The organism is Agreia sp. PsM10 (assembly GCF_030433855.1).
In the GTDB taxonomy this organism is placed as follows: domain Bacteria; phylum Actinomycetota; class Actinomycetes; order Actinomycetales; family Microbacteriaceae; genus Agreia.
Map to the genome: position 1 here is coordinate 1 of NZ_JARUXC010000017.1, position 23,120 is coordinate 23,120.

Here is a 23,120-nt window from a genome sequence, read left to right on the forward strand (position 1 = left end):
CGCGCGGGGGGGCCGCCGCCAGCAGGGGTCGGTTGGGGGGGGGGCGGGCGGCCGGTCAGTTTTGGTTGGGTGTGGTGGGGTGGGCGGAGCGCGGCGGGGGGGGGGGGGGGGGGGCGGGGGGGGGGCCCCCCCCACCGCGGTGGCGAAACCACCGCGCCGCGCGCGAACACCCGCGTCGGGCGCACCCGACTCAGCGGCGCGGCGCCGCCTTCGTGGGCTCGACCCCGGTGAGGGCGTGCAGCGAGGCGGTCGACGGAACCGCCGGGTCGGCGTTCGACGCCGTCGTGGCCTCGATCGGCGCATCCGCCGCGTGCGCATCCGGGTTCATGCTCGACTCCTGGAACGGGTCGTTGCCGCCCAGAACGTTGCGCACCTGGCCCTTGTCTACCTCGCCGGTCCACGTTCCGACCAGGAGCGTCGCCACCGCGTTGCCGGTGAAGTTCGTCACGGCGCGGGCCTCCGACATGAAGCGGTCGATTCCCACGATCACGCCCACGCCGTCGACCAGGTCGGGGCGGAACGACTGCAGCCCGCCGGCGAGCGTCGCGAGACCGGCACCGGTGACCCCGGCGGCCCCCTTCGAGGCGATCATCATGAACAGCAGCAGGCCGATCTGCTCCCCGATCGTCATCGGGGTGCCCATGGCGCTGGCGATGAACAGCGACGCCATCGTCAGGTAGATGGCGGTGCCGTCGAGGTTGAACGAGTACCCGGTGGGAACGGTGATGCCCACGACCGGCTTCGAGACGCCGAGGTGCTCCATCTTCGCGATGAGGCGGGGAAGCGCGGCCTCCGACGACGAGGTTCCGACGATGAGGAGGTACTCGCGGGCCAGGTACTTCATGAGCGAGAAGATGTTCACGCCCGTGACGAGCTTGAGCAGGGTGCCGAGCACGACGATCACGAAGATCGCGCAGGTCACGTAGAAGCCGATCATCAGGGTGGCCAGCGCGACGACGGCACCCCAGCCGGTGGAGCCGACCACACCCGCGATGGCGCCGAACGCGCCGAGCGGCGCGACCCACAGCACCATCGACAGGATGCGGAAGACCAGCGCCTGCAGCGACTTGATCGCACCGAGGATGGGCGCGCCCTTGTCGCCCATCTTCTGCAGGGCGAAGCCCACGAGCAGCGCCACGAACAGGGTCTGCAGGATGCTGCCGTCGACGAGCGACGAGAACAGCGACACGGGGATGATGCCGAGGAAGAAGTCCTCCGTCGACTCGGCGACGATGTTGCTCGTGTCGTAGCTGGCCGCCGAGATGTCGAGGCCCTCTCCCGGATGCAGCAGGTTGCCCACCACGAGGCCGATCGCCAGGGCGAAGGTCGACATGACGATGAAGTAGCCCAGCGCCAGGCCGCCGACCTTGCCGACGGTCGCCGCCTTCGCGATGGAGCCGACGCCGATCACGATCGTGCAGAAGATGATCGGGGCGATCATCATCTTGATCAGTCCGACGAACGCGGTGCCGATCGGGGCCAGCGTCTTGGCGAACTCTGGAACGACGAGCCCGACGATGACGCCGGCCACCACGGCGACGATCACCGCGATGTAGAGATAGTGGTTCTTGTCGAGCTTCTTGCGGGTCTCACGGCCCGATGCCGATGTGGTGCTCATGGAATGCCTGCCTTCGTGAGGGGCCGCCACAACACCGTGGCGACTCTGCCTGAACTACTGAGGTCATCCTGTGCGCGGCGACCACACAGAGAGCTGTTGTGTTCATACTGTTCGCGAATCGGTCGACGCAGGGGCCCGCGACGCGTAGCGTAGGGCGGCAGAGGCGCGACGGAGCGCGAAGGAGCTGCAGATGAACGGTCGACGACGACGGGTCAGCATCGCCGCCCGTCTGTTCGCCGTGCAGGCCGTGTTCGTGATCGTGGCCGTCGGCCTCGCCGTCGCGCTGCTGGCTCTGGATGCCCGTGGCCGGGCCACCGACGACGCGTCGGCGCGCAGCATGGTCACCGCCCAGGCCGTCGCCCACAACCCGTTCGTGATCGACGCCGTGCAGCAGCCGGATCCCTCCGCCGTGCTGCAGCCCTATGCCGTGACCCTGATGGACGACACCGACGTCGACTTCATCACCGTGATGGCGCCGGATCGTACGCGCTACACGCACCGCGACCCCGAGCAGATCGGCAAGAAGTTCCTCGGCACGATCGCCCCCGCGCTCGCGGGTGAGAGCTTCACCGAGACGTACACCGGCACGCTGGGGCCGTCGGTGCGCGCGGTCGCGCCCATCCTCGCATCCGACGGCAGCGTCGTGGCGCTCGTCTCGGCCGGCATCACCCTGAGCCAGGTCGACGAGGAGTTCTGGCCGCGGGTGCACCTGCTGCTCGGAGCCGGCGCCGCGATGATCGCGGTGGGCGCGCTCGTGTCGTGGCTGTTCAGCCGCTACCTTCGCCGGGTCACGGCGGGCCGCGGTGCCGAGGAGCTCGGCCAGGTGTTCGCCTACTACGAGTCGGTGCTGCACTCCGTGCGCGAGGGCCTGGTGCTCGTCGACGCCCGGGGCGTGCTCGTGCTCTACAACGACCACGCGGCCGACCTGCTCGGCCTCACCCCGGGCGGCCCCGAGCGGCCGGTCGACGAGCTCGACATCCCGGGGTCTCTCAAGTCCCTGCTGCTGAGCGAGGGCGAGGCGCGCGACGAGGTCTTCGTGACCCGCGACCACGTGCTCGTCGTGAACCATCAGCCGGCCCTGCCACCCGATGCCCAGGGCGGCTCGGGCCGCATCCGGTCTCTTGGAACCGTCACCACCCTGCGCGACCGAACCGAACTGCTGAGGGTCACCGGCGAACTCGAGTCGATGCGCACCATGAGTGACGCGCTGCGCTCGCAGACCCACGAGTTCGCCAATCGCCTGCACACCATCGCGTCGCTGCTCGAGCTGGGCCGCTCCGACGAGGCGCTGCGCTTCGCCGCCGACGAGCTCAACCTCAGCCAGCGGCTCGCCGACCGCGTGCTGGTCTCGATCGACGAGCCCGTGATCGCCGCCCTGATGCTCGGCAAGGCGGCGCAGGCGCGCGAGCGCGGGGTGGCGCTCAACCTCGAGACCCACCTCGAGCCGGGAACGCAGGGCTTCGAGCCGGCCGACGTCGTGACGATCCTCGGCAATCTCGTCGACAACGCGCTCGACGCGGCCGCATCCGGAACCGCCCCGGGCACCGAGCCGTGGGTCGAGGTCTACCTCGGGCTGGGCGACGGCGAGGACGACCTCGTCGTGCAGGTGTCGGACTCGGGCCCGGGCATCGATTACGAGGCGCGCGAGCGGGTGTTCGGGCGCGGGTTCTCGACGAAAGAGTCGGATGCCTTCGGCCGGGGCCTCGGGCTGGCCCTCGTTCGGCAGACGGTCGCCCGACTCGGCGGCGTCATCGAGCTGAGCGAGCACGTGGGCGCCGTGTTCACCGTGACTCTGCCGATGCCCGCGCGGGTCGAGTCGTGATGGGCGGGGCGTCGTGATCAGGGTGCTGATCGTCGAGGACGAAGTGCTGACGGCCGAGGCGCACGCCCTCTACGTGGGCAGGCTCGACGGCTTCGAGGTCGGCGGGATCGCGCACACCGGTGCCGAGGCGGTTCGGCTGCTCAAGGCGTCGCTGGGCGAGGCGGCCGAGCGCATCGACCTGATCCTGCTCGACATGAACCTGCCCGACATCGACGGACTCGAGCTGTGCCGGCGCATCCGCGCGGGCGGTGTCGACGTCGATGTGATCGCGATCACGGCGGTGCGCAGCGCCGAGGTGGTGCGGGCATCGATCGCGGCGGGCATCGTGCAGTACCTCATCAAGCCGTTCACCTTCGGGGTGTTCACCGACAAGCTCACGAGCTACCGCGACTTCCGCAGCCTGTTCGCGCAGTCGCCGACCGTGGCGAGCCAGCGGGATGTCGACGGCGCGTTCGCGGCGCTGCGCACGTCGAACGATCCCGGCCTCGGCAAGGGCCTGAGCCCGGAGACGCTCAGCGCGGTGTCGGCCCTGCTGCTGGAATCGGGCGGGGGAGTGTCGGCGCGGGAGCTGGCCGAGGAGATCAGCGCGTCGCGGGTGACGGCCCGGCGCTACCTGGAGTACCTGGCCGACTCGGGTCGTGCCGACAGGGCGCCGCGCTACGGAACGCCGGGGCGCCCCGAGGTGGAGTATCGCTGGCGCGCGTGACCAGCTACTCCCGGATGGTCGTCACGACGTCGACGATCGAGGGCGCGGGCGGGGCCGATCCGAAGCCGAAGGTCACCGGCGGATCGAGCGGAGTCATCGCGCCGAGGCTCTCGCCCGAACGGGTCGCGACGACATCGTCGAGAGCCCGGATGAGCGTCACCCCGTAGAACTCCTGCCTGCCGTTGCCCGCCGTGCCGGCCGTGTGCACTCCCGCCACGAGGCGGCTCGCGACGGGATCGATGACCCGGAGCCACGCCGGATGCGTCGCGACCAGCGACGGCACCACGCGCAGCAGCCGGCCGAGCGTCGAGAGGCCGCCCACGCGCATCCGCACCGACAGGTCGCCGGCGGTCACGGCCAGGCCGCCGTCGACGCGCCGGGTGGTCACCGGCACCACCCTCACCTCGTCGAACGAGTACGTCGACGACACGAATTCGGCGATCTCGTCGCTCGGGGCCAGCAGCGTGCGGTGGCCCGACGCATCCTGGAGCATCACGTCGGTGAAGGCGCCGAGCGGCGACTCCGCCCAGATGCCCACGACGATCCGTGTGCCCGAGGCCGTGCCGAAGCCGGCTATGCGACCGGTGAAGCGGTGTTCGGTGACCATCGGGCCAGCATAGGCGGCGTGGCTTGTGATCAATTCAGGAGGAGAGCTCAGCCGTGTGGATAGTGGCGTCGGCGACGCGCTCCTCCTGAATTGGTCACGCATGAGCCGTTGACGGCAGCAGCTGTGCCCGGCGCCAATCGTTCGAGGCGAGGGCCTCGAGCAGGCGCTCGTGAGTTCCGCGGATGTGCTCGGCGATCAGCTGCTCCGCGGCATCGGCGTCGCGCCCGCGCACGGCCTGCAGGATGCGCAGGTGCTCGTCGCGCGCGTGGCTGCGGGCCTCGGGCGAGCGGGCCTCGAGCCAGCGGGTTCTTTCGAGGCGGCGCAGCGAGGTGGCGACCGCCGTGCCGAAGAACGGATTGCCGGCGAGCTCTGCGAGGCGGGCGTGGAAGTCGCCGCCCGCCTGCACGCTGTCTCCCGCGGCGTTCGCGTCTGCGGCGTCGTTCAGCTCGTCTGCCAGCGCATCGAGCTGCTCGTCGGATGCCCTCTGCACGGCCAGTCGCGCCGCCGCGGTCTCGATGGCCTCGCGGTATTCGGCGAGCTGCTCGATCTCGTCGAGGTCGATGGGTGCGACCGCGTAGCTGCGGCCGTCGCGGCGCACGAGCCCTTCGTCTTCGAGGCGCACGAGAGCGGCGCGCACGGGGGTTCTGGATGCCTGGAATCGCGACTCGAGGCCGCGCTCAGACAGGCTCTGGCCGGGGAGCAGCTCGAGCGTGAGTATCGCTGCCCGGAGCCTGTCGTACAGCTGCGCCGTCTGGGTGGGGCGTTCGTCGTCGGCCACGGGTGTCCTTCTCGTGCGGTTGCGTCGCGTGGTGAGGTCGTGCAGTTGCGTCGTGCAGTTGCGTCGTGCATCAATTGGTATACCGTAATGGTATACCAATACGGCCTCACCTCGGGTGCCGTGAACGAAGGAACGGCCCCATGACCTCCACGGCGACAGCCTCCGCCCGCGCGACCGCGCGCATCCCCGCTCGCGCCTGGATCAACCTGGGTCTCGGGCTCGGGGCGCAGTCCGCGGGGACGGTGTTCATCAACACGCCCGCGTTCCTCATCCTGCTGCTGCACACGCAGCGCGGACTCACGTTGGCCGAGGCGGGGCTGCTCGCGGCGGCGCCCACGGTGGGAATGGTGCTCACCTTGTTCGCCTGGGGTGCGCTCGTCGACCGGATCGGGGAGCGCGGCGTGATCGCCGTCGGCCTCGCGCTCACCTCGGCGGCCGCGTTCCTGGCGATGACCGTCGACGGATACGTCGCGATCGGAGCCTTCCTGCTGCTCGGGGGCATGGCCTCCGCCAGCACGAACTCGGCGAGCGGCTCGCTCGTGGTGCGCTGGTTCCCGAGCTCGCGTCGCGGACTCGCCATGGGCATCCGGCAGATGGCCGTGCCGCTCGGGGTCACGATCGCGGCGGTGTCGGTGCCCGTCGCCGCCGAGGCCGGGGGAGTGCCGCTCGCCCTGCTCGTTCCCGCCGTGATCGCCGGCGTGTTCGCGGTGGCCTGCGGGGTCGGCATCCGAAATGCGCCCGCGGGCGCCCGAGCGGCGGACGCGCCCGCGGCGCCCGCAGTCCCCGCCGTTTCTGCGGCGCGACCCGCCAACCCCTACCGGGGCAGTGGGTTCCTGTGGCGCATCCACGCGGTGTCGATTCTGCTCGTCGTGCCGCAGTTCACCGTGTCGACGTTCGGACTGGTGTGGCTGGTCACCGAGCTCGGCTGGGCCCCGCTCGCCGCCGGTGTGCTCGTGGGCGCCGCGCAGTTCGTGGGCGCGATCGGGCGGATCCTCGTGGGGGTGTGGAGCGACAGGCTCGGCAGCCGCGTGCGCCCGCTGCGCTGGGTCGCGATGTCGGCGGGCGCCGTGATGCTGCTGCTCGCTCTGTCGGACGCCGCGACCTGGGGTGCCGCCGCCGTCGTCTTCGTGGTCGCCACGGTCGTGGTCGTGGCCGACAACGGGCTCGCCTTCACCTCGGTGGCCGAGACGGCGGGGCCGGCCTGGAGCGGTCGAGCACTCGGCGTGCAGAACACGGGACAGTACGTGGCCGCCTCGATCGTGGGTCCCGCCGTCGGAGCGTTGATCGGGCTCGTCGGCTACCCGCTCGCCTTCGTGGTGGTCGCCCTGTTCCCCGTGGCCGCGATCCCGTTAGTGCCGCGCATGCGCGAGGAGCGCGACCGCCTCTGAGTGCCGCGGCTAGGCGCCGACGGGTGACCGACGGGGCCAGCGGAGTCTGCGCTGCGCCAGCAGGATGCCGAGGAACACGAGCACCGCGCCCAGCGGCTCGTTCCACGAGAGGGTCTCGCCGAGAACCAGGATGCCCAGGGCGACTCCCACGATCGGCGTCAGGTAGGTGACGGTGGAGGTCACGGTCGGGCCCCAGGTGAGGAGCACGTTGATGTTCCAGAGGTAGGCGAAGCCGGTGCCCACGATTCCGAGGACGAGCAGGCTGGCGACGATCGCGGGCGTGAGCTGCACGGCGCCGATCGCGACGACGGGGGTGAGCAGCAGCATGATGGCGCCGCCGAGGCCGATCTGCAGAAAGGCCGTGGTGACGCCACTGACGCCCCGGCCGGTGATGAAGCGGCGCAGGTAGCCGAAGGTGAACCCGTAGCAGACGGCCGACCCGAGGCAGGCGAGCTGGCCCGCGAGTTCGGTCACGGGCGAGCCTGCCGCGGCGGCCGTGGGCACGAAGCGCCAGGGGCCGATGATCACGACGACTCCGACGATTCCCACGGCGACACCGAGGATCTGGGCGCGCGACAGCTTCTCGACGCGGAACACCAGCGTGGCCATGAGGGCGGTGGTGATCGGGGTGACGGCGTTGTAGATGCTCGCGAGCCCGCTCGAGACGTACTGCTCGGCCCACGCGAAGAGCAGATAGGGCAGAACCGAGCCGGAGACGGCGACGACGACGAAGTGGGCCCAGACCTTCGGCGAGCGGGGCAGCGAGTTGCGGGTGATGAGCATCACCACGCCGAGGGCGAGACCGCCGAGCACCAGGCGGCTCCAGGCGACCTGGCCGAACGAGGTGCCCTCGAGGGCCACCTTCATGAAGAGGAAGCTGGCACCCCACACGATTCCCATCGAGGCGAACTGGATGGCCGCCGAGACGTTCGTGGTGCCCTCGGCGGTGCGGTGCGTGGTGCTCATGTGTTCACGGTATCGGTAGCGGCGGACACTGCCATGCCACCCGGGGCGGCATGGGTCGAGCGCGGGTGTCCGCACCGTGCGCGGTGGCTGAACCACCGCGTTCGACGCGAACACCCGCGCTCGAAGGAGGTGCTAGATGACGGGCGACTCGGTGTCGGCCGCGGCGGCGGGCGCCGCCGTGGTGCGCGCACCAGCGCCCTGGGTGCCAGCGCCCTGGGTGCCCGTGCCCTGGGTCGAGCGGGCGACCATGCCGCCGCCGAGCCCCGCGAGCAGTGCGCTGAGGTCGAGGCCCGTGGCCTGCTTGATGACCTCGGGCAGCTCGGTCATGTTCTGCGCGACGGACTTCGTGAGCGCGCTCGCGCCGTCGGTCGAGATGATCGAGATGTTGTCGACGTTCGACAGCGGCTCGGCCATGCGGCGGGCGACCTCAGGAAGGGCATCGATGGCGCGCGATGCGAGGGCCTCGCGGCTGAGCAGGTTCTGCGCCTCGGCGAGAGCCTTGACCGCGGCGGCCTCGGCCTCACCCTTGGCCCGCGTGGCGGCGGCGTTGGCGGTACCGAGGGCGGTGATCGACTCCGCCTCGTTGACGGCGGCCGTGCGGGCCGCTTCTGCCGTCTGCTGACGACGGTAGACCTCGACGTCGACGGATGCCTTCTCGGTATCGCGATCGGCCTGGGCCTTCTGCACCGCGGCGTAGGCCGCGGCCTCGGCGGGCTGGCGGACCTCGATGTTGAGTCGCTGCTCGGCGACCTTGGCCTGCTCGGCCACGGCCTCGCGCTCCTTGCCGGCGACGAAGGTGGCCTGCTCGGCGCGGGCCAGCTCACCCGCGGCGTCGGCCTCGGCGTTGGCGCGCTCGGTGTCGGCCTTGATGGCGGCGACGCGCAGGTCGAGCTCGCGCTGGCGCTCGGCCGTGAGCTGCTCGTTCTCGATGCGGGAGAGGGCCGCGGCTCGCACGGTCTCGGCCTCGCGCACCTCGGCGATCTGACGGGCCTGGGCGGCCTCGGCGCGACCACGGTCGGCGAGGTAGGTCGAGCCGGGCGTCTCGATCTCGCGGATGTTCAGGGTCTCGATCTGCAGGCCCAGCTCGGCGAGCTCGCCCTTGGTCTCGGTGACCGCGTCCTGCGCCAGCTGAGCGAAGCTCTTGACGAGCTCGTCGACGGCCCGGCCGCCGATGAGGCCACGCAACGAACCTTCGAGCGACTGCTGCACGATCTCGGGAAGCTTCGCCTGCTGCAGCAGGTAGCGCTGGGCGGCGCGACGAACGCCGTCCTCGCTGCCGGTGACCTTGAAGTTGACCGTGGCCTTCACCGAGGTGCGGATGAAGTTGCTGTCGATCGCTGTGACATCGACCGAGGTCTGGTACTGCTCGAGCGAGAGCTTGAAGCCCTCCTGGAAGATGGGCCAGATGAACGTGCGGCCGCCGATGATGACCTTCTGCGGCGACGTGATGCCTTCTGCGGCACCCTTGGCGGCGCCGCGGCCGACCACGATGAGCGCCTGGTTCGGCGGAACGCGGCGGATGCGGCTGGCGATGAAGCCGAGCAACGCCACGATGATGACGATGACGACGACCACCGAGACGATGGACGTGTTGCTGCTGATGAAGTCCATGTACTGGGCTTCCTCTCTGTAGGGGACTGTGGCTCTAGGGGGCGGCGCCGTCTTCGACGACGGCCACGACCCTGACGCGGTAGCCGTCTTCTTCGACGACCCGGATGCGCGTCTGCGCCGCGAGGGTCGCGTCGCTGACGGCGGGTCGCCGTTCGAGCTCGCGCACGTCGTCGAGGTTCACCTCTCCGCCGGCGGGGCCGGTGGTCACGGTGGTGACGCCGACGAGGCCGACGGGAGAGTAGTGACCGCCGCTCTCCTGCTTGGCGATGTGGCTGACGAACAGCTGGATGGCCACGAGGGCGACGAGAGCGAGCGCCACGGCGATGACGTACGTGAGCCAGGTGGGCAGGTCGTTCGAGACGGTGATGATGCCGGCGACCCCGAAGATCGACAGTGCTGCGCCGATCGCGATGCCGGAGACGAGGCCGTCGCCCGCCCCGATGAGATCGAGCAGATCGCCGACGATGATGCTCGAGAGCAGCAGAAGCAGGCCGACAGCGCCGACGATGAGAAACGGGAGCATGCGGCACCTTTCGTGTCGAAAGCTCTTCTAGCATGCCCTAACGAGGGGTGCCCTGTCAGGTCTCACGTGCTGCGAGCGAGCCGACGCCACCGTCTCAGTCGTAGACGCGCACCAGCGACCACTCGCGATCGGAGACCGACCAGACCACGTCGAACACGAAGCTCACGCCGAGCTCGTTGGTGGCCTGGAATCGCCAGCCGCGAACGATCGGAGGGTGCGTGACGCGTGACCACGCGAGGTCTTCGAGGGGGGTGGGCATGTCGCTGACACGCCAGCGCCGCCCATTCCACACCATGCGGGAGGGCACGTCGTCGTCGACCCAGAGGGTGACCGCTTCGGCCGTGTACGAGATGCTCATCATGCTCCGATCGTTCGAATATATGTTCGATAGTGACGAGCATATGCGTGCGTCCGCGACACGCCAAAGATTCGAACGATCCGAATCGAGGCCGTCTTTGTCAAGTCCCAGAATGCCGATTCACGATCTTCCCTACAGTTGTCCGGTCTCGCTTCATGGAGGCGCGCGCACCAAGAGAAGAGCAATGGGAAAACTGATCTACGCACGGTCCGAACTCGAGATCGACATCGCCGACCGGGCGCTCCTGCATCTGCAGCTCGTCATCGGAGCGAAGCTCCGCCGGGGAGAGAGCTTCTTCTTCTCGTGGAAAGAGGACGTCGCGGTGGGAAGCGGGCGCTCCAGCATCTGGCTCACGCCCGCCCTTCCCCTCTACTTCCGCTTTCACGAGTCGAAGCTCGGCCCGGTGAACAGGGAGTGGATCGACCTGCTGGCGGCGTCGTCGAACAGTGGACAGGGCCTCGTCTACACCGAGGAGCCGGGCACGCCGCCGTCGTGGAACCCTCGCGGACACGTGTGAGCGCATTCTCTCTCACGAGACCCGTGCTGCCTAGACCTATTGCGCCCGGCATCGACGACGTAACCTATCCGCGGAGAACGAGCGACAGGAGGTGAGCCGGATGGGTGCCACGAACGACGACGACGACGTAACGCCGCCGCAGCCCGCGCGACCTCGCCGCTCCCTCAACTCGAAGGCCATTCCTTACGGAACCGAGGAGATGGGGACGTTCTTCTCGGACGAGGAGTGGGACTCCGGCTGGGAGATCAACCACACGGTGACCCCGCCTCTCTGACCTGCGTCGGCCCGAGCGGCGTCAGATCGAACGGGGAGGCGCCGTGCTCTGCCGTTCGATGAGCACGGTGGGAACGATCGTCGCTCCACCGGACGGCCGCGACCCGTCTATCTGGGTGAGGAGCCGCTCGATGCACAGTCGCCCTACGGCGCTGAAGTCCTGATGCACCGTCGTCAGCGGCGGCCAGAACGAGCTCGACTCCTCCATGTCGTCGAATCCCACGACGCTGATGTGCTCGGGAACGGCGAGATCGTTCTCGTGGAACGCGCGCATGAGTCCGAGCGCCATCTGGTCGTTCGCGGCGAACACGGCCGTGACGTCTCGGTTCTCGGCCAGGGCGAGGCCGTGCTGGTAGCCCGAGTTGGTCGTCCAGTCGCCGACGAGAACGGGCGGTGCCTCGACGCCGGCCTCGGTGAGAGTGCGCAGCCATGAATCCCTGCGTCGCGCGGCGGAGTACGACGCCTCGGGTCCGGACACGTGCCAGACCGTGCGATGGCCGAGGTCGAGGAGCAGTCGGGTCGCGTCGCGCGCGCCGGCCGTCTGATCGGTGTCGACGACGGCATACGTGTCGTCGGCGTCGGAGTCCACGATGACGACCGGCATGCCCGTGGGCAGTGAGATGTCGGCGCGGTCGAGGATGTGCGATTCGACGATGACGACCACGCCGTCGACGGCCTGTTCGCTCAGCCGGGTGAATGCTCCCAGCAGCTGACCCTGGGTCGGCAGGGCGATCGGGATCAGCGTGATGGAGTACCCGGCCTGCGTCGCTGCGGTCGCGATCGCGTCGAGCGTGCGCATGTTGCCGAACGTCGACAGCGTGAACATGATGACGCCGATCGAATTGAACCGACCTGTCTTAAGCGCGCGGGCGGCGCTGTTCGGCCGATAGCCGATCTGGCTCATCGCCGCGAGGACCCTCTCCTTCGTCGAGGGCTCGACGTTGTTCAGCCCGTTCGCGACTCTCGATACCGTCTGCGCCGAGACGCCGGCCACGGCTGCGACGTCGGCCATCGAGGGCCCCCGTTGCGGGCGGGGAAGCTGTTCGGTGACATCGTCGTCGTCTCGAGCGCTCACTGTTCTCCGATTGTCTGCACGCGACCGGATCACACATCCGCGTGGCATTTGTTTACGTAAACATGCTAGCGTCATCCCATCGTGTTTACGTAAACATCCGCGCGACGGATGTCAGCGTCTCTCACGCAGAGACTCTCTCTTAGAAGAATGAGAATGTGAAATGACGACGGTGTCACAGGATCCGACCGCTGCGGTCGCACCACGCCTGGGCAGGCGTCCCGCGCCGCACAAGGCGAAGCGGGACTGGACAGGCTGGAAGTTCATCGGCCCGTTCATGCTGATCTTCGCCTTCGTGCTGATCGCCCCGGTGGTCTACTCGATCTATCTGAGCTTCTTCAAAGACCAGCTCGTCGGCGGCAACTCCTTCGTCGGACTCGCCAACTACATCCAGGTGCTGGGAGACCAGAAGTTCTGGGAGTCGCTCGGCCGTGTGTCGATCTTCCTCGTCGTGCAGGTGCCGATCATGCTGCTGCTCGCACTGTTCGCGGCACTCGCGATCGACAGTGCCCGGCTGCACTTCCCGGCGTTCTTCCGCATCGGCATCTTCCTGCCCTACGCCGTGCCGGCGGTGGTCGCGACGCTCATGTGGGGGTTCATGTACGGCGTGCGCTTCGGCCTCGTCGCCAACATCAACGACTTCTTCGGCATCTCGCTGCCCGACCCGCTCTCGAACGCGTGGGTCCTGGCCTCGATCGGCAACATCGTCACGTGGGAGTTCGTCGGCTACAACATGCTGCTCTTCTACGCGGCCCTCCGCGTCATCCCCACCGACCTCTACGAGGCGGCCGAGCTCGACGGGGCCAACCACTTCCGCGTCATCCGCAGCATCAAACTCCCGGCTCTGCGCCCCGCCATCGTGATCGGAACCATCTTCTCGATCATCGGCAGCTTCCAGCTGTTCAACGAGCCGAACATCCTGAAGCCCCTGGCGAAGAACACCATCGTCACGTCGTTCACGCCGAATATGTACGCCTACAACCTGTCGTTCTCAGGTCAGCAGTACAACTACGCGGCCACGATCGCCATCGTCATGGGTGTCGCCACCGCGGTGATCGCCCTCATCGTGCAAAACCGCGGCTCGCGAAAGGAGGTCTGAGATGACCCAGGCCACTGTTACCGCCCCCTCCGCCGCGGCCTCGGCACGCGGCACGCGTTCCACGTCGCGAGCGACGAGGCACACCCGCTCCCTCGGGGGCCGAGGCGTGCACCAGCGCCGATCGATCCTGCTCACGATCGTCATGTCCGTGATGGTCGTCTACGCCCTCTTCCCCCTGTTCTGGCTGTTCGTCAGCTCCACGAAGACCCAGTCCGAGCTGCTCAGCTCGTTCGGTCTCTGGTTCAGCGGCGACTTCTCGCTGTTCGACAACATCGCCCAGACGCTCAGCTACGGAAACGGTGAATTCGTTCGCTGGTTCGGCAACACGCTGCTGTACGTCGTCGTCGGCGCCGGCGGTGCGACGCTTCTGGCGGCCCTTGGCGGCTACGGGCTGGCCAAGTTCAACTTCCCCGGAAAGAAGGGCGTCTTCGCCGTCGTGCTCGGCGCGGTCGCCATCCCGGGCACGGCCCTCGCCGTGCCGACCTTCCTGATGTTCAGCCAGCTGGGCCTGACGAACACGCCGTGGTCGATCATCCTGCCGTCGCTGATCAGCCCGTTCGGCCTGTACCTGATCTGGACCTACGCCCTCGACGCCGTGCCGACCGAGGTGCTCGAGGCCGCGCGCATGGACGGCGCCGGCGAGATGCGCACCTTCTTCACCATCTCGCTGCGTCTGCTGACGCCCGGCATCGTCACCGTGCTGCTGTTCACCGTGGTCGCGACGTGGAACAACTACTTCCTGCCCCTGATCATGCTCTCGGAGCCGACCTGGTATCCCCTCACGGTGGGCCTGAACCAGTGGAACGCACAGTCCCAGACCGTGGGCGGCGACGCGATCTACAACCTGGTCGTCACCGGTTCGCTGCTCACGATCGTCCCGATCATCGTCGCGTTCCTGTTCCTGCAGAAGTACTGGCAGTCCGGCCTCTCCGCCGGAAGCGTCAAGGCCTGACCGGCCGGCGCACCCGCCCCTCGAACCCATCCTCCATCGCACCATCAGTTCAACACCACAAGGAAGTGAAAGGCACACTCATGAAGATTCGCAGCAATAAGGGCCTCCGCAGAGGCGCGGCGGCGCTCACCGGGGCTCTGGCCCTGGGCCTCGCCCTCTCAGCCTGCTCCTCCGCCGGCGGCGGCGCCGAGACGGGCAACGCAGACGACATCGCCAAGGCGCTCGACACCGAGACCACGCTCACGGTGTGGGCCTGGGCTCCCGCCGTCGAGCAGATCGCCAAGGACTTCGAGAAGGAGCACCCGAAGGTCACCGTCAACGTCGTGAACGCCGGTACCGGCAACGACCAGTACGTGAAGCTGCAGAACGCGATCAAGGCCGGATCGGGCGCGCCCGACGTCGCCCAGATCGAGTACTACGCGCTGCCGCAGTTCGCGCTCAGCGACTCGCTCGTCGACCTGAAGGACTTCGGCTTCGACTCCTTCGCCGACGAGTACACCGACAGCACCTGGAACTCGGTCAGCCTCGACGGCGGTGTCTACGCCCTTCCGCAGGACTCCGGCCCCATGGCCCTGTTCTACAACAAGGCGGTCTTCGACCAGTACGGCATCGCCGTGCCCACAACCTGGGACGAGTACGTCGCCGCAGCGAAGCAGCTGCACGCCGCAGACCCGACCAAGTACATCACCAACGACACGGGCGACGCCGGCTTCACGACCAGCATGATCTGGCAGGCAGGCGGCCAGCCCTACAAGACCGAGAACTCCACCGATGTCTCGATCGACCTGCAGGACGAGGGCTCGAAGAAGTTCGCCGACACCTGGAACCAGCTGGTCGAGGGCGACCTCGTCTCGCCGATCTCGTCGTGGAGCGACGAGTGGTACAAGGGCCTCGCCGACGGCAGCATCGCCACGCTGACCATCGGTGCCTGGATGCCGGGCAACCTGGAATCCGGAGTCGCGGACGCGGCCGGAGACTGGCGCGTCGCCCCCATGCCGACGTGGGAGCCCGGAGTGGCCGCCAGCGCCGAGAACGGCGGCGGTGGTGACGCGATCATGAAGCAGAGCAAGAACAAGCTGGCCGCGGCCGGATTCCTGCAGTACATGAACGAGGGCGAAGGAACCCAGACCTCGATCGACGCCGGCGGATTCCCGTCGACCGTCGCCGACCTCAACAGCGACGAGTTCCTGAACTACGAGAGCGACTACTTCGGTGGACAGAAGATCAACCAGGTCCTCGTGCAGTCGTCGAAGGACGTCGTGAAGGGATGGCAGTACCTGCCCTTCCAGGTGTACTCGAACAGCATCTTCAACGACACCGTGGGCAAGGCGTACTCGAGCAAGTCCGACCTCAACGCCGGACTCGAGGCGTGGCAGAAGGCCACGGCCGACTACGGAAACGAGCAGGGCTTCACCGTCAAGGCGGGCAGCTAGCCTCCTGCACCCTCGCGGCCCCCGTCAGCCTGCTGGCGGGGGCCGTCTTCACGCACACCTGAAAGAGAAGCTTCCGTGGCCCACGCCCGCCTCACCGTCACCCCGTCCGACATCATCGCCCCGGTCTCGCCGCGCCTGTTCGGCTCCTTCGTCGAGCACATGGGCCGCGCCGTCTACACCGGCATCTACGAGCCGGGCCACGCCACGGCGGATGAGCGGGGATTCCGTCGCGACGTGCTCGAGCTGGTCAGGGAGCTCGGAGCGAGCGTCATCCGGTACCCCGGCGGCAATTTCGTGTCGGGCTTCCGCTGGGAGGACAGCGTCGGGCCGGTGGCCGAGCGCCCCACCCGCCTCGAGGTCGCCTGGCACAGCATCGAGACGAACGAGGTGGGCCTGCACGAGTTCGCCGACTGGGCCGAGACGGCCGGCGTCGAGATCATGAACGCGGTCAACCTGGGCACGCGCGGCATCGAGGAGGCGGCCTCGCTACTCGAATACAGCAATCACCCCAGGAACACCGCCCTCTCAGAGCAGCGCCGCGGCAACGGTCGCGACGAGCCCTTCGGCATCACCCTGTGGTGCCTCGGCAACGAGATGGACGGCCCGTGGCAGATCGGCCACAAGACGGCGGATGAATACGGTCGGCTCGCCGCCGAGACCGGCAGGGTCATGAAATGGATCGACCCCGGCATCGAGCTCGTCGCCGCCGGAAGCTCCAACGCCGACATGCCCACCTTCGGCACGTGGGAGAAGACGGTTCTCGAGCACGGCATCGACGTGTTCGACCACATCTCGCTGCACGCCTACTACGAGGAGACGAACGGCGACGTCGACAGCTTCCTCGCGTCGGGCGTCGGCCTCGACCGCTACATCCGCCGGGTGGCCGACATCATCCGCGAGACCCTCGACGCCCACGGCTCCGATCGCACGATCGGCATCAGCGTCGACGAGTGGAACGTCTGGAACCAGACCCGTTTCAACGACGTCGACAAGCCGCCGCTCTTCGCCGGCGAGTGGAACGAGCACCCGCGCATCATCGAAGACGAGTACACCGTGACCGACGCGGTGGTCGTGGGATCACTCCTGATGTCGCTCCTCCGCAACGCCGACGTGGTGAGCATGGCCAACCTCGCCCAGCTGGTGAACGTCATCGCCCCGATCCGCTCCGAGCCCGACGGCCCGGCGTGGCGGCAGACCACATTCCACCCCTTCGCCCTGACGGCGCGCTTCGCCCGGGGCTCCGTCGTGCGCTCCACGGTCGAGGCCGACGAGCAGCGCACGGCCGACTACGGGGACGTGCCCCTGCTCGACGCGGTCGCCCTGGCCGACGGCGACGAGACGACGCTCCTGCTGGTGAACCGCTCGACGACCGACCCCCTCGAGGTCGCGGTCGATGTCGACGGCGCACCCGTCGCATCCGTTCTGCACCAGCGCACGCTCGGCGTGCCCAACGGTGGCAGCCGGCACACGAGCAACAGCCGGGGCGAGCCGGATGCCGTGCTGCCGCGCGACCTCGGCATCGTCACGGTCGACGACGGCGCCGCGCGGGTCGTGCTGCCGGCCCTGTCGTGGTCGATCGTCCGCCTGGCGACCCCCCGAACCACCTCGACCATCACGACCTCCTCGACTCCTGGGACCGACAATGTCTGACTTCCGCATCGGCGACACCGACTTCCTGCTCGACGGGCAGCCTTTCCGCATCCTGTCGGGAGCCCTGCACTACTTCCGGGTGCATCCCGATCACTGGGCCGATCGCATCCACAAGGCGAAGCTGATGGGGCTCAACACCATCGAGACCTACGTGGCGTGGAACGAGCATTCGCCCGAGCCCGGCCGCTTCGACACCGAGGGCGGCCTCGATCTCGGTCGCTTCCTCGACCTGGTGGCCGCCGAGGGCATGTACGCCATCGTGCGACCAGGGCCGTTCATCTGCGCGGAGTGGGACAACGGCGGGTTCCCCGGCTGGCTGTTCAGCGATCCGGCCGTGGGGGTGCGACGCAACGAGCCCGTGTACATGCGCGCCGTCGCGGACTACTTCGCGGCCCTGCTGCCGATCGTGGCCTCGCGCCAGATCGACAGGGGCGGTCCTGTGATCCTCATGCAGATCGAGAACGAGTACGGGGCGTACGGCTCCGACAAGGACTACCTGCGCGCTCTGATCGAGCTCACCCGCGCGGGCGGCATCACGGTCGACTTCACCACCATCGACCAGCCCACCGACCAGATGCTCGACGACGGCAGCCTGCCCGAACTGCACAAGACGGGCTCGTTCGGATCGCGGGCCGCCGAACGGCTCGCCACCCTGCGCGCGCACCAGAAGACCGGGCCGCTCATGTGCGCCGAGTTCTGGGACGGCTGGTTCGACCACTGGGGCGCCCACCACCATGTGACCGACGCGGCGGAGTCGGCTCGCGAGCTCGACGCGCTCCTGGCCGCCGGCGCCTCCGTGAACATCTACATGTTCCACGGCGGGACGAACTTCGGCTTCACGAACGGCGCCAACGACAAGGGCGTCTACCAGCCGACCGTCACGTCGTACGACTACGACGCTCCGCTCACGGAGTCGGGCGACCCCGGGCCCAAGTACTGGGCGTTCCGCGACGTCATCGCGCGCTACGCGCCGGTTCCGGAGGAGACGCCGGCCGAGGCCGCCGCCGCGCCCGAGATCGAGGTCGCATTCGGCGAGCGCGTGGCGCTGTCGGATGCCCTGGGCGCGTTGGGCGAGGCCGTGACGGTCGACGGTCTTCCGACCATGGACCAGCAGGGCCAGTTCCGGGGCTTCGCGTTCTACCGCAGCCGGATCGAGGCGGGCGGCCCGCGCGTGCTGACGGTCGACGAGGTGAGGGACAGGGCGCAGGTCTTCGTCGGCGGCGCCGCCGTGGGCGTGCTGCAGCGCGACCACCACGACACCGCCCTCGGCCTTCCTGCCGTGGCAGAGGGCGGCGCGATGCTCGAGATCCTCGTGGAAGACCAGGGGCGCGTGAACTACGGCCCGCGCATCGGCGAGCACAAGGGTCTGATCGGAGGCCTTCGCCTCGACGGGGTCGAACACGACGCCTGGTCCGTCACCGAGCTGGCCTTCACCGGCGTGACCACGGGGCGGGCATCCGGCGTCTACTCGGCAGTGCCGGCCGAGCGGGCCGTCGCCGGTCCGTCGTTCCTGCGGGCGCGGTTCGAGGCCGAGGCGGGCCGTGACCTGTTCCTCAGCACGGAAGGCTGGGGCAAGGGCCAGGCCTGGGTCAACGGGTTCAACCTCGGGCGGTACTGGAGTCGCGGCCCGGCCACCACGCTGTACGTGCCCGGCCCGCTTCTCGTCGGCGGCGCCAACGAGCTCGTGCTGTTCGAGCTGCACGGTGCGGAGAAGGCGGTCGTGCGCTTCGTGTCAAACCCGTCGCTGGGGCACACCGACTTCTAGAGGCTCAGTCCGACGTCGCCCGCAGGCCGCTCGAGGAGAGCAGGTCGTCGACGTCGACCCTGATCACGACGCGTTGGGGGTTGACCCGCGGCTGCCGGTACCTGACCGCGTACCGGGCCACGGCATCCGCAACCGCATCGGGTTCGCGCTCGATGCGGGCCGGGCCCGACAGGGTGAGCCAACGGATTCCGTCGACCTGGCTGACGGTGGCGTGCCCGGCGCGCTCGATGTTGCGCACCTTCTGCGTGCCGTCGCCCGTGATGATGCGCAGCACACCGTCGGCGAACGTGAAGCCCACGGGCACCGAGTGGATGCGGCCGCTCGGCGAGATGGTCGACAGGATGGCGAGGTGCCGGTCCGTCACGAACTGCTGGCCCTCGTCGGTCAGGGCGGCTGAATTGCTCATGTTCGACAGGCTACGGCAGGTGCTGGCGCATACTGGACGGGTGGACAGCCGACGCCGAACCGTCTTTCAGACCAGCCTCATGAGTGCCCTCCTCGATGGCGTGTACGACGGGGATCTGACCGTGGGGGAGCTGCTCGAGCACGGCGACTTCGGACTCGGAACGTTCAACGCGCTCGACGGCGAGATGCTCGTGCTCGACGGGGTGTGCCACCGGCTGCGTGCAGACGGAACGGCGGAGCGCGCATCCCTCGACGACCGCACGCCGTTCGCCGTCGTGACGCCGTTCGAGCCGACCGTCGGATTCGACGTGACGACGCGCACGTCGCGCGCCGACGTGGTGGCGCAGATCATCGAGCGCGAGGACTCGCAGAACTACCTGTTCGCGGTGCGGGTGCGCGGGCGCTTCGAGTCGGTCACGACGCGCACGGTGAGAAAGCAGCAGAAGCCGTATCCGCCGATGCGCGAGGCGGTGAAGGACGAGGCCATCGTGACCTTCGAGGCGGTCGACGGCACGGTGGCGGGCTTCCGCACGCCCCTGTACGAACGCGGCATCGGCGTTCCCGGCGGGCACGTGCACTTCATCGACGACGAGTTCACGGCGGGTGGCCACGTGCTCGACTTCGTGCTCGAGCGCGGGCGGGTCGACATCTGCAAGGGCACCGACCTGCAGCTGCGCCTGCCGCTCGACGAGAGCTTCGGAGAGGCGGACCTCGATCCGGAGGACCTGGACACCCAGGTGCGCAACGCGGAGAACAGCAGGCCGCCCAGCCAGTAGTTCCCGCTGCGGACGACAGGTACCGGTGTGCCGGTCCCTATAGTCCGCACGGGGCACTACTGGGCGTCAGGGGCCGCCGCGCCAGTGGTCGATGCGGTGCTTGTCGGGGGTGAAGCCGTGGTCGACGCCCCAGAGCACCGCCTGGGTGCGGCTGGATGCCCCGATCTTGCGGTAGATGCTGCGGATGTAGCTCTTCACCGTGTTGGGGCTGAGATAGGTGAGCTGCGCGACCTCGGCGTTGCTCTTGCCCTGGGTGATGAGCGCGAGGATCTCGGATTCGCGGTCGGTGATGCCCTCGTTCCGCCCTGGCCAGTCGAGGCCGGATGCCGGGCTCGCGCGACGGGGAGGGTCGCTGATGACCATCTCGCCCGCGTGGATGCGCTCGAGCGACGCCACCAGCTCGCGGGCGGGAAGCGTCTTCGACAGGTACCCGTGCACACCCTGCTGCTGCGCACCTTCGACGAGGTCGGGGTGGAAGTTCCAGGTGTACATGACGACCTTGCCGGCCCGGGGGCTGGCGACGAGTGCGCTGATCTCGTCGTGGTCGGACTCGGGCTGGGCGAACGAGTCGTACATGACGATGTCGACGGTGTCGCTGAGCTCTGTCGTGGCGTCGATCTCGGCGACGACCACCCGGTCGGAGTAGGAGTCGAACATGTGGGCGAGGCCGACAAGCACCACGTCGTAGTCGTCGACGAGGGCGACGGTGAGGGGTCGCGTGCTCGTGGCTGCCATGGGGTAGAACTTACACCCCTAGGGGTGTATTTCCCAGCCTGCGAAGGTGATTGATTGGGTACACCGTTCGACACCCGGACGGAGAAACCGTGCATTCACAACGCACTTCACCTGAAGAGGTCATCATCATGCTCGGACTCATCATCAGCATCCTCGTCGTCGGCATCATCGCCGGCGCCATCGCCCGCCTCGTCGTGCCCGGCAAGCAGAACCTGTCGATCGGCATGACCATCGTGCTGGGGGTCGTCGGCTCCTTCGTCGGCGGATTCCTCGGCTTCCTGATCTTCGGCGCCGACGCCCAGGAGGGCTTCTTCCAGCCTGCCGGCATCATCGGATCGATCATCGGCGCGATCATCGTGCTCATCATCTGGATCCAGGTGCGCGGCCGCAGCGCTGCCCGCCGCTAGTCGGTCTCTTGCGCAACGCGAAACGCCCGTCGGAACTCTCAGTTCTGACGGGCGTTTTCTGTGAAGGCGTGTGAGAGCGGATGACGGGAATCGAACCCCACGACGCGGAGCGTTGTGCGTCGCTCAGGATGACGGCCCACGTGGTTAGGGCGGTCTGTGAGAGCGGATGACGGGAATCGAACCCGCGCTATCAGCTTGGGAAGCTGAAGTTCTACCATTGAACTACATCCGCGTGGCCTGCAGTCGTGCCGCAGGCATCCATAGCCTAACCGACGATCGGCGCGGAGTCGCGACGTGTCAGAGGGTCGCGAGCTCCACCACGATGTCGTCGACGGCCTTGTCGTGCCAGCCGCGCAGCTGCTTCGATGAGTCCCAGAAGACGGATGCGTAGGGCAGCCAGGCGGTGAACAGGCTGCCGATCGCGAATGCGGCGACGATCAGCCCGCGCAGCAGCGCCCGCCCGAAGCCGATCGGTCCGGGCGACGAGAACCCGACCACCTCGATGCGCATGATCCGCTTGCCGGGTGAGGCGCCGCGCCCGCCGACGAGCCAGGCGACGACGAGGAACCAGCCGAGGCTCACCGCGACCACGCCGACGAGGGCCAGAGCCACGACGAGCGTGCCCGCCTCGGGGCGAGGCGTCGAGGAGGCGTAGACCCCCGCCGGCCACACGAAGAGCAGCGCCGCGGCGGTCACGATGAGGGTCGTGATCGCCCGATCGATCAGGTGGGCAGCGGCACGCTTTCCGAACGATGCGGGAGTGCGCGTCGAAGGCGTCGTCGGGAGCGGCCGCCATCCCGGAGCGCCGGGCGGCGTCTCGGGATGCCGCGCGACGGTGTGCTCTGCAGGGGTCTGAGGCGCGGCGGGCTGCGGGGCCGCGGGCTGCGCAGCTGCGGCGTTTTCAGATCGCGCGGCGACCGGATGCCCGGGGTCGGGCTCCCAGTCGAACACCGGCAGGGTCGCCGGTCGGGCGGGCGGCTGCGCCAGCGCCGGGGGCAGAGCCACGACGATCCCCGCATCGGCGGGAGCCACGGGGACTGGCGTGACGAAGCCCGATGCCTGCGGCGGCTGCTCGGGCGGCGCAGGCGGGTTCGAGACGGGCTGCGCAACGGGAGCGGGCGCGGGCCCCGCATCCGACAGCGAGAATTCGACCGCGCCGGCTCGCGACTCGTCGGCGAGTACTCCGAAGCGATCGGAGAGCTGGGCGTCGACGACCTCGCCGAGCAGTTCGAGCAGGTCGACGATGCGCTCCTGCACCCCGGGGTCGGCGCTGGTCACGGCTTGCCGGCCCATCGCATCCGGATCGACCCCGGCCGCGCCGCCGGCACCCGGCGAGCCGGCGCCGCCCTGGCCCGTCGCGCGCATGGCGGACGCCCAGAGTTCGTCGACCGTGCCCACCGTGAGCTCGTCGACGATCTCGCGCCCGATGCGCACGCGCGCATCGTGCCCGAGCCGGTCGAGGAGCGCCGGCCACGCCGAGCGCCGCGTCTCGTCGGCGAGCTCGGGGTGGCGGCCGCGGCGGATCTCGCCGAGCACCACGTTCTGCACGCTCGTGAGCAGGGCCGCCCAGAGGGGGTCGGCGTCGAGTCCGGCGAGCTCCGAGGGAAGAGTCGAGGGGGCGGAGAGAGCCCGGGCGAACGGGTCTGAGGCGTCCATCCG

The 23,120-nt window shown here is 68.8% G+C and carries 23 protein-coding genes and 1 tRNA gene; 12 read left to right on the forward strand and 12 right to left on the reverse strand.

Annotated features, from left to right (window positions below):
- Positions 1-190: 190 nt before the first annotated feature.
- Positions 191-1,618, reverse strand: a complete 1,428-nt coding sequence (locus tag QCD70_RS16660) for a cation:dicarboxylate symporter family transporter (protein WP_301218372.1) — start codon at positions 1,616-1,618, stop codon at positions 191-193.
- A gap of 190 nt (positions 1,619-1,808) precedes the next feature.
- Here QCD70_RS16660 and QCD70_RS16665 point away from each other — a divergent pair, with 190 nt between their 5' ends.
- Together QCD70_RS16665 and QCD70_RS16670 are read left to right on the forward strand one after the other, a co-directional pair.
- Positions 1,809-3,440 carry a sensor histidine kinase gene (locus tag QCD70_RS16665; protein WP_301218374.1) on the forward strand — a complete coding sequence of 544 codons (1,632 nt, stop codon included), beginning with the start codon at positions 1,809-1,811 and terminating at the stop codon, positions 3,438-3,440.
- 13 nt (positions 3,441-3,453) lie between these two features.
- A complete protein-coding gene (locus QCD70_RS16670) occupies positions 3,454-4,146 on the forward strand; it encodes a response regulator (protein ID WP_301218376.1) in 693 nt (230 codons plus the stop codon).
- A 4-nt stretch (positions 4,147-4,150) separates the two neighbouring features.
- Here the strand turns inward: QCD70_RS16670 and QCD70_RS16675 are convergent, their stop codons facing one another.
- Together QCD70_RS16675 and QCD70_RS16680 are read right to left on the reverse strand one after the other, a co-directional pair.
- A complete protein-coding gene (locus QCD70_RS16675; RefSeq protein ID WP_301218378.1) occupies positions 4,151-4,753 on the reverse strand; it encodes a hypothetical protein in 603 nt (200 codons plus the stop codon).
- Positions 4,754-4,847: 94 nt separating this feature from the next.
- A complete protein-coding gene (locus QCD70_RS16680) occupies positions 4,848-5,531 on the reverse strand; it encodes a GntR family transcriptional regulator (protein ID WP_301218380.1) in 684 nt (227 codons plus the stop codon).
- A 140-nt stretch (positions 5,532-5,671) separates the two neighbouring features.
- On the opposite strand from QCD70_RS16680, the gene QCD70_RS16685 reads away from it, so the two are divergent.
- Positions 5,672-6,919, forward strand: coding sequence for an MFS transporter (locus QCD70_RS16685; RefSeq protein ID WP_301218381.1), 1,248 nt, complete (start codon positions 5,672-5,674; stop codon positions 6,917-6,919).
- 9 nt (positions 6,920-6,928) lie between these two features.
- Here QCD70_RS16685 and QCD70_RS16690 read toward each other — a convergent pair whose 3' ends face one another.
- The 4 genes from QCD70_RS16690 to QCD70_RS16705 all read right to left on the reverse strand — a co-directional run bounded on the left by QCD70_RS16690 (position 6,929) and on the right by QCD70_RS16705 (position 10,380).
- Positions 6,929-7,885: a DMT family transporter gene (locus QCD70_RS16690; protein ID WP_301218383.1), complete on the reverse strand. Its 957-nt coding sequence runs from the start codon at positions 7,883-7,885 to the stop codon at positions 6,929-6,931.
- Positions 7,886-8,017: 132 nt separating this feature from the next.
- Entirely contained in the window at positions 8,018-9,496 is a 1,479-nt protein-coding gene (locus tag QCD70_RS16695; protein ID WP_301218385.1) for an SPFH domain-containing protein, read from the reverse strand.
- Between the two features lie 34 nt (positions 9,497-9,530).
- On the reverse strand, positions 9,531-10,019 hold the full coding sequence (locus QCD70_RS16700; RefSeq protein ID WP_301218387.1) for a hypothetical protein: 489 nt from the start codon (positions 10,017-10,019) through the stop codon (positions 9,531-9,533).
- A 94-nt stretch (positions 10,020-10,113) separates the two neighbouring features.
- Entirely contained in the window at positions 10,114-10,380 is a 267-nt protein-coding gene (locus tag QCD70_RS16705) for a hypothetical protein (protein ID WP_055926529.1), read from the reverse strand.
- A gap of 181 nt (positions 10,381-10,561) precedes the next feature.
- Here QCD70_RS16705 and QCD70_RS16710 point away from each other — a divergent pair, with 181 nt between their 5' ends.
- Complete coding sequence (locus QCD70_RS16710; protein WP_301218391.1) at positions 10,562-10,894, forward strand: DUF7882 family protein; 333 nt, start codon at positions 10,562-10,564, stop codon at positions 10,892-10,894.
- 100 nt (positions 10,895-10,994) lie between these two features.
- Positions 10,995-11,168 carry a hypothetical protein gene (locus tag QCD70_RS16715; protein ID WP_301218393.1) on the forward strand — a complete coding sequence of 58 codons (174 nt, stop codon included), beginning with the start codon at positions 10,995-10,997 and terminating at the stop codon, positions 11,166-11,168.
- A gap of 21 nt (positions 11,169-11,189) precedes the next feature.
- Here QCD70_RS16715 and QCD70_RS16720 read toward each other — a convergent pair whose 3' ends face one another.
- Positions 11,190-12,179 carry a LacI family DNA-binding transcriptional regulator gene (locus QCD70_RS16720; RefSeq protein WP_301218522.1) on the reverse strand — a complete coding sequence of 330 codons (990 nt, stop codon included), beginning with the start codon at positions 12,177-12,179 and terminating at the stop codon, positions 11,190-11,192.
- 223 nt (positions 12,180-12,402) lie between these two features.
- Here QCD70_RS16720 and QCD70_RS16725 point away from each other — a divergent pair, with 223 nt between their 5' ends.
- The 5 genes from QCD70_RS16725 (at position 12,403) to QCD70_RS16745 (ending at position 19,138) form a co-directional block, all read left to right on the forward strand.
- Positions 12,403-13,338, forward strand: a complete 936-nt coding sequence (locus QCD70_RS16725; protein ID WP_301218395.1) for a carbohydrate ABC transporter permease — start codon at positions 12,403-12,405, stop codon at positions 13,336-13,338.
- 142 nt (positions 13,339-13,480) lie between these two features.
- A complete protein-coding gene (locus tag QCD70_RS16730; protein ID WP_235497193.1) occupies positions 13,481-14,290 on the forward strand; it encodes a carbohydrate ABC transporter permease in 810 nt (269 codons plus the stop codon).
- Positions 14,291-14,370: 80 nt separating this feature from the next.
- Positions 14,371-15,723, forward strand: a complete 1,353-nt coding sequence (locus QCD70_RS16735; RefSeq protein ID WP_301218397.1) for an ABC transporter substrate-binding protein — start codon at positions 14,371-14,373, stop codon at positions 15,721-15,723.
- A 75-nt stretch (positions 15,724-15,798) separates the two neighbouring features.
- Positions 15,799-17,373 (forward strand): arabinosylfuranosidase ArfA, encoded by a 1,575-nt coding sequence (gene arfA / locus QCD70_RS16740; RefSeq protein WP_301218399.1) that lies wholly within the window; start codon positions 15,799-15,801, stop codon positions 17,371-17,373.
- Positions 17,366-19,138, forward strand: coding sequence for a glycoside hydrolase family 35 protein (locus QCD70_RS16745; protein WP_301218401.1), 1,773 nt, complete (start codon positions 17,366-17,368; stop codon positions 19,136-19,138). Before arfA ends, QCD70_RS16745 begins: the two co-directional genes overlap by 8 nt.
- 4 nt (positions 19,139-19,142) lie before the next feature.
- On the opposite strand, the gene QCD70_RS16750 is transcribed toward QCD70_RS16745, so the two are convergent.
- On the reverse strand, positions 19,143-19,544 hold the full coding sequence (locus QCD70_RS16750) for a PPOX class F420-dependent oxidoreductase (RefSeq protein WP_301218403.1): 402 nt from the start codon (positions 19,542-19,544) through the stop codon (positions 19,143-19,145).
- On the opposite strand from QCD70_RS16750, the gene budA reads away from it, so the two are divergent.
- The gene (gene budA / locus QCD70_RS16755) at positions 19,543-20,319 is read left to right on the forward strand and encodes an acetolactate decarboxylase (RefSeq protein WP_301218405.1); all 777 of its coding nucleotides are present in this window, start codon (positions 19,543-19,545) and stop codon (positions 20,317-20,319) included. The genes QCD70_RS16750 and budA overlap by 2 nt on opposite strands.
- Positions 20,320-20,385: 66 nt before the next feature.
- Here the strand turns inward: budA and QCD70_RS16760 are convergent, their stop codons facing one another.
- Complete coding sequence (locus tag QCD70_RS16760) at positions 20,386-21,054, reverse strand: response regulator transcription factor (RefSeq protein ID WP_055926546.1); 669 nt, start codon at positions 21,052-21,054, stop codon at positions 20,386-20,388.
- Positions 21,055-21,143: 89 nt separating this feature from the next.
- Here QCD70_RS16760 and QCD70_RS16765 point away from each other — a divergent pair, with 89 nt between their 5' ends.
- Positions 21,144-21,461 carry a GlsB/YeaQ/YmgE family stress response membrane protein gene (locus tag QCD70_RS16765; protein WP_441004954.1) on the forward strand — a complete coding sequence of 106 codons (318 nt, stop codon included), beginning with the start codon at positions 21,144-21,146 and terminating at the stop codon, positions 21,459-21,461.
- 161 nt (positions 21,462-21,622) lie between these two features.
- On the opposite strand, the gene QCD70_RS16770 is transcribed toward QCD70_RS16765, so the two are convergent.
- Both QCD70_RS16770 and QCD70_RS16775 read right to left on the reverse strand, forming a co-directional pair.
- Positions 21,623-21,693, reverse strand: a tRNA-Gly gene (locus QCD70_RS16770).
- Positions 21,694-21,758: 65 nt separating this feature from the next.
- Positions 21,759-23,117, reverse strand: coding sequence for an RDD family protein (locus QCD70_RS16775; protein ID WP_301218408.1), 1,359 nt, complete (start codon positions 23,115-23,117; stop codon positions 21,759-21,761).
- Between the last annotated feature and the right edge of the window lie 3 nt (positions 23,118-23,120).

What these genes read in the sequence shown, in the direction of transcription:
- QCD70_RS16660 (WP_301218372.1), bottom strand. Translation starts at nt 1,618, where the DNA reads ATGAGCACCACATCGGCATCGGGCCGTGAGACCCGCAAGAAGCTCGAC.
- QCD70_RS16665 (WP_301218374.1), top strand. Translation starts at nt 1,809, where the DNA reads ATGAACGGTCGACGACGACGGGTCAGCATCGCCGCCCGTCTGTTCGCC.
- QCD70_RS16675 (WP_301218378.1), bottom strand. Translation starts at nt 4,753, where the DNA reads ATGGTCACCGAACACCGCTTCACCGGTCGCATAGCCGGCTTCGGCACG.
- QCD70_RS16685 (WP_301218381.1), top strand. Translation starts at nt 5,672, where the DNA reads ATGACCTCCACGGCGACAGCCTCCGCCCGCGCGACCGCGCGCATCCCC.
- QCD70_RS16690 (WP_301218383.1), bottom strand. Translation starts at nt 7,885, where the DNA reads ATGAGCACCACGCACCGCACCGCCGAGGGCACCACGAACGTCTCGGCG.
- QCD70_RS16695 (WP_301218385.1), bottom strand. Translation starts at nt 9,496, where the DNA reads ATGGACTTCATCAGCAGCAACACGTCCATCGTCTCGGTGGTCGTCGTC.
- QCD70_RS16700 (WP_301218387.1), bottom strand. Translation starts at nt 10,019, where the DNA reads ATGCTCCCGTTTCTCATCGTCGGCGCTGTCGGCCTGCTTCTGCTGCTC.
- QCD70_RS16705 (WP_055926529.1), bottom strand. Translation starts at nt 10,380, where the DNA reads ATGATGAGCATCTCGTACACGGCCGAAGCGGTCACCCTCTGGGTCGAC.
- QCD70_RS16710 (WP_301218391.1), top strand. Translation starts at nt 10,562, where the DNA reads ATGGGAAAACTGATCTACGCACGGTCCGAACTCGAGATCGACATCGCC.
- QCD70_RS16715 (WP_301218393.1), top strand. Translation starts at nt 10,995, where the DNA reads ATGGGTGCCACGAACGACGACGACGACGTAACGCCGCCGCAGCCCGCG.
- QCD70_RS16720 (WP_301218522.1), bottom strand. Translation starts at nt 12,179, where the DNA reads ATGGCCGACGTCGCAGCCGTGGCCGGCGTCTCGGCGCAGACGGTATCG.
- QCD70_RS16725 (WP_301218395.1), top strand. Translation starts at nt 12,403, where the DNA reads ATGACGACGGTGTCACAGGATCCGACCGCTGCGGTCGCACCACGCCTG.
- QCD70_RS16730 (WP_235497193.1), top strand. Translation starts at nt 13,481, where the DNA reads ATGTCCGTGATGGTCGTCTACGCCCTCTTCCCCCTGTTCTGGCTGTTC.
- QCD70_RS16735 (WP_301218397.1), top strand. Translation starts at nt 14,371, where the DNA reads ATGAAGATTCGCAGCAATAAGGGCCTCCGCAGAGGCGCGGCGGCGCTC.
- QCD70_RS16745 (WP_301218401.1), top strand. Translation starts at nt 17,366, where the DNA reads ATGTCTGACTTCCGCATCGGCGACACCGACTTCCTGCTCGACGGGCAG.
- budA (WP_301218405.1), top strand. Translation starts at nt 19,543, where the DNA reads ATGTTCGACAGGCTACGGCAGGTGCTGGCGCATACTGGACGGGTGGAC.
- QCD70_RS16750 (WP_301218403.1), bottom strand. Translation starts at nt 19,544, where the DNA reads ATGAGCAATTCAGCCGCCCTGACCGACGAGGGCCAGCAGTTCGTGACG.
- QCD70_RS16760 (WP_055926546.1), bottom strand. Translation starts at nt 21,054, where the DNA reads ATGGCAGCCACGAGCACGCGACCCCTCACCGTCGCCCTCGTCGACGAC.
- QCD70_RS16775 (WP_301218408.1), bottom strand. Translation starts at nt 23,117, where the DNA reads ATGGACGCCTCAGACCCGTTCGCCCGGGCTCTCTCCGCCCCCTCGACT.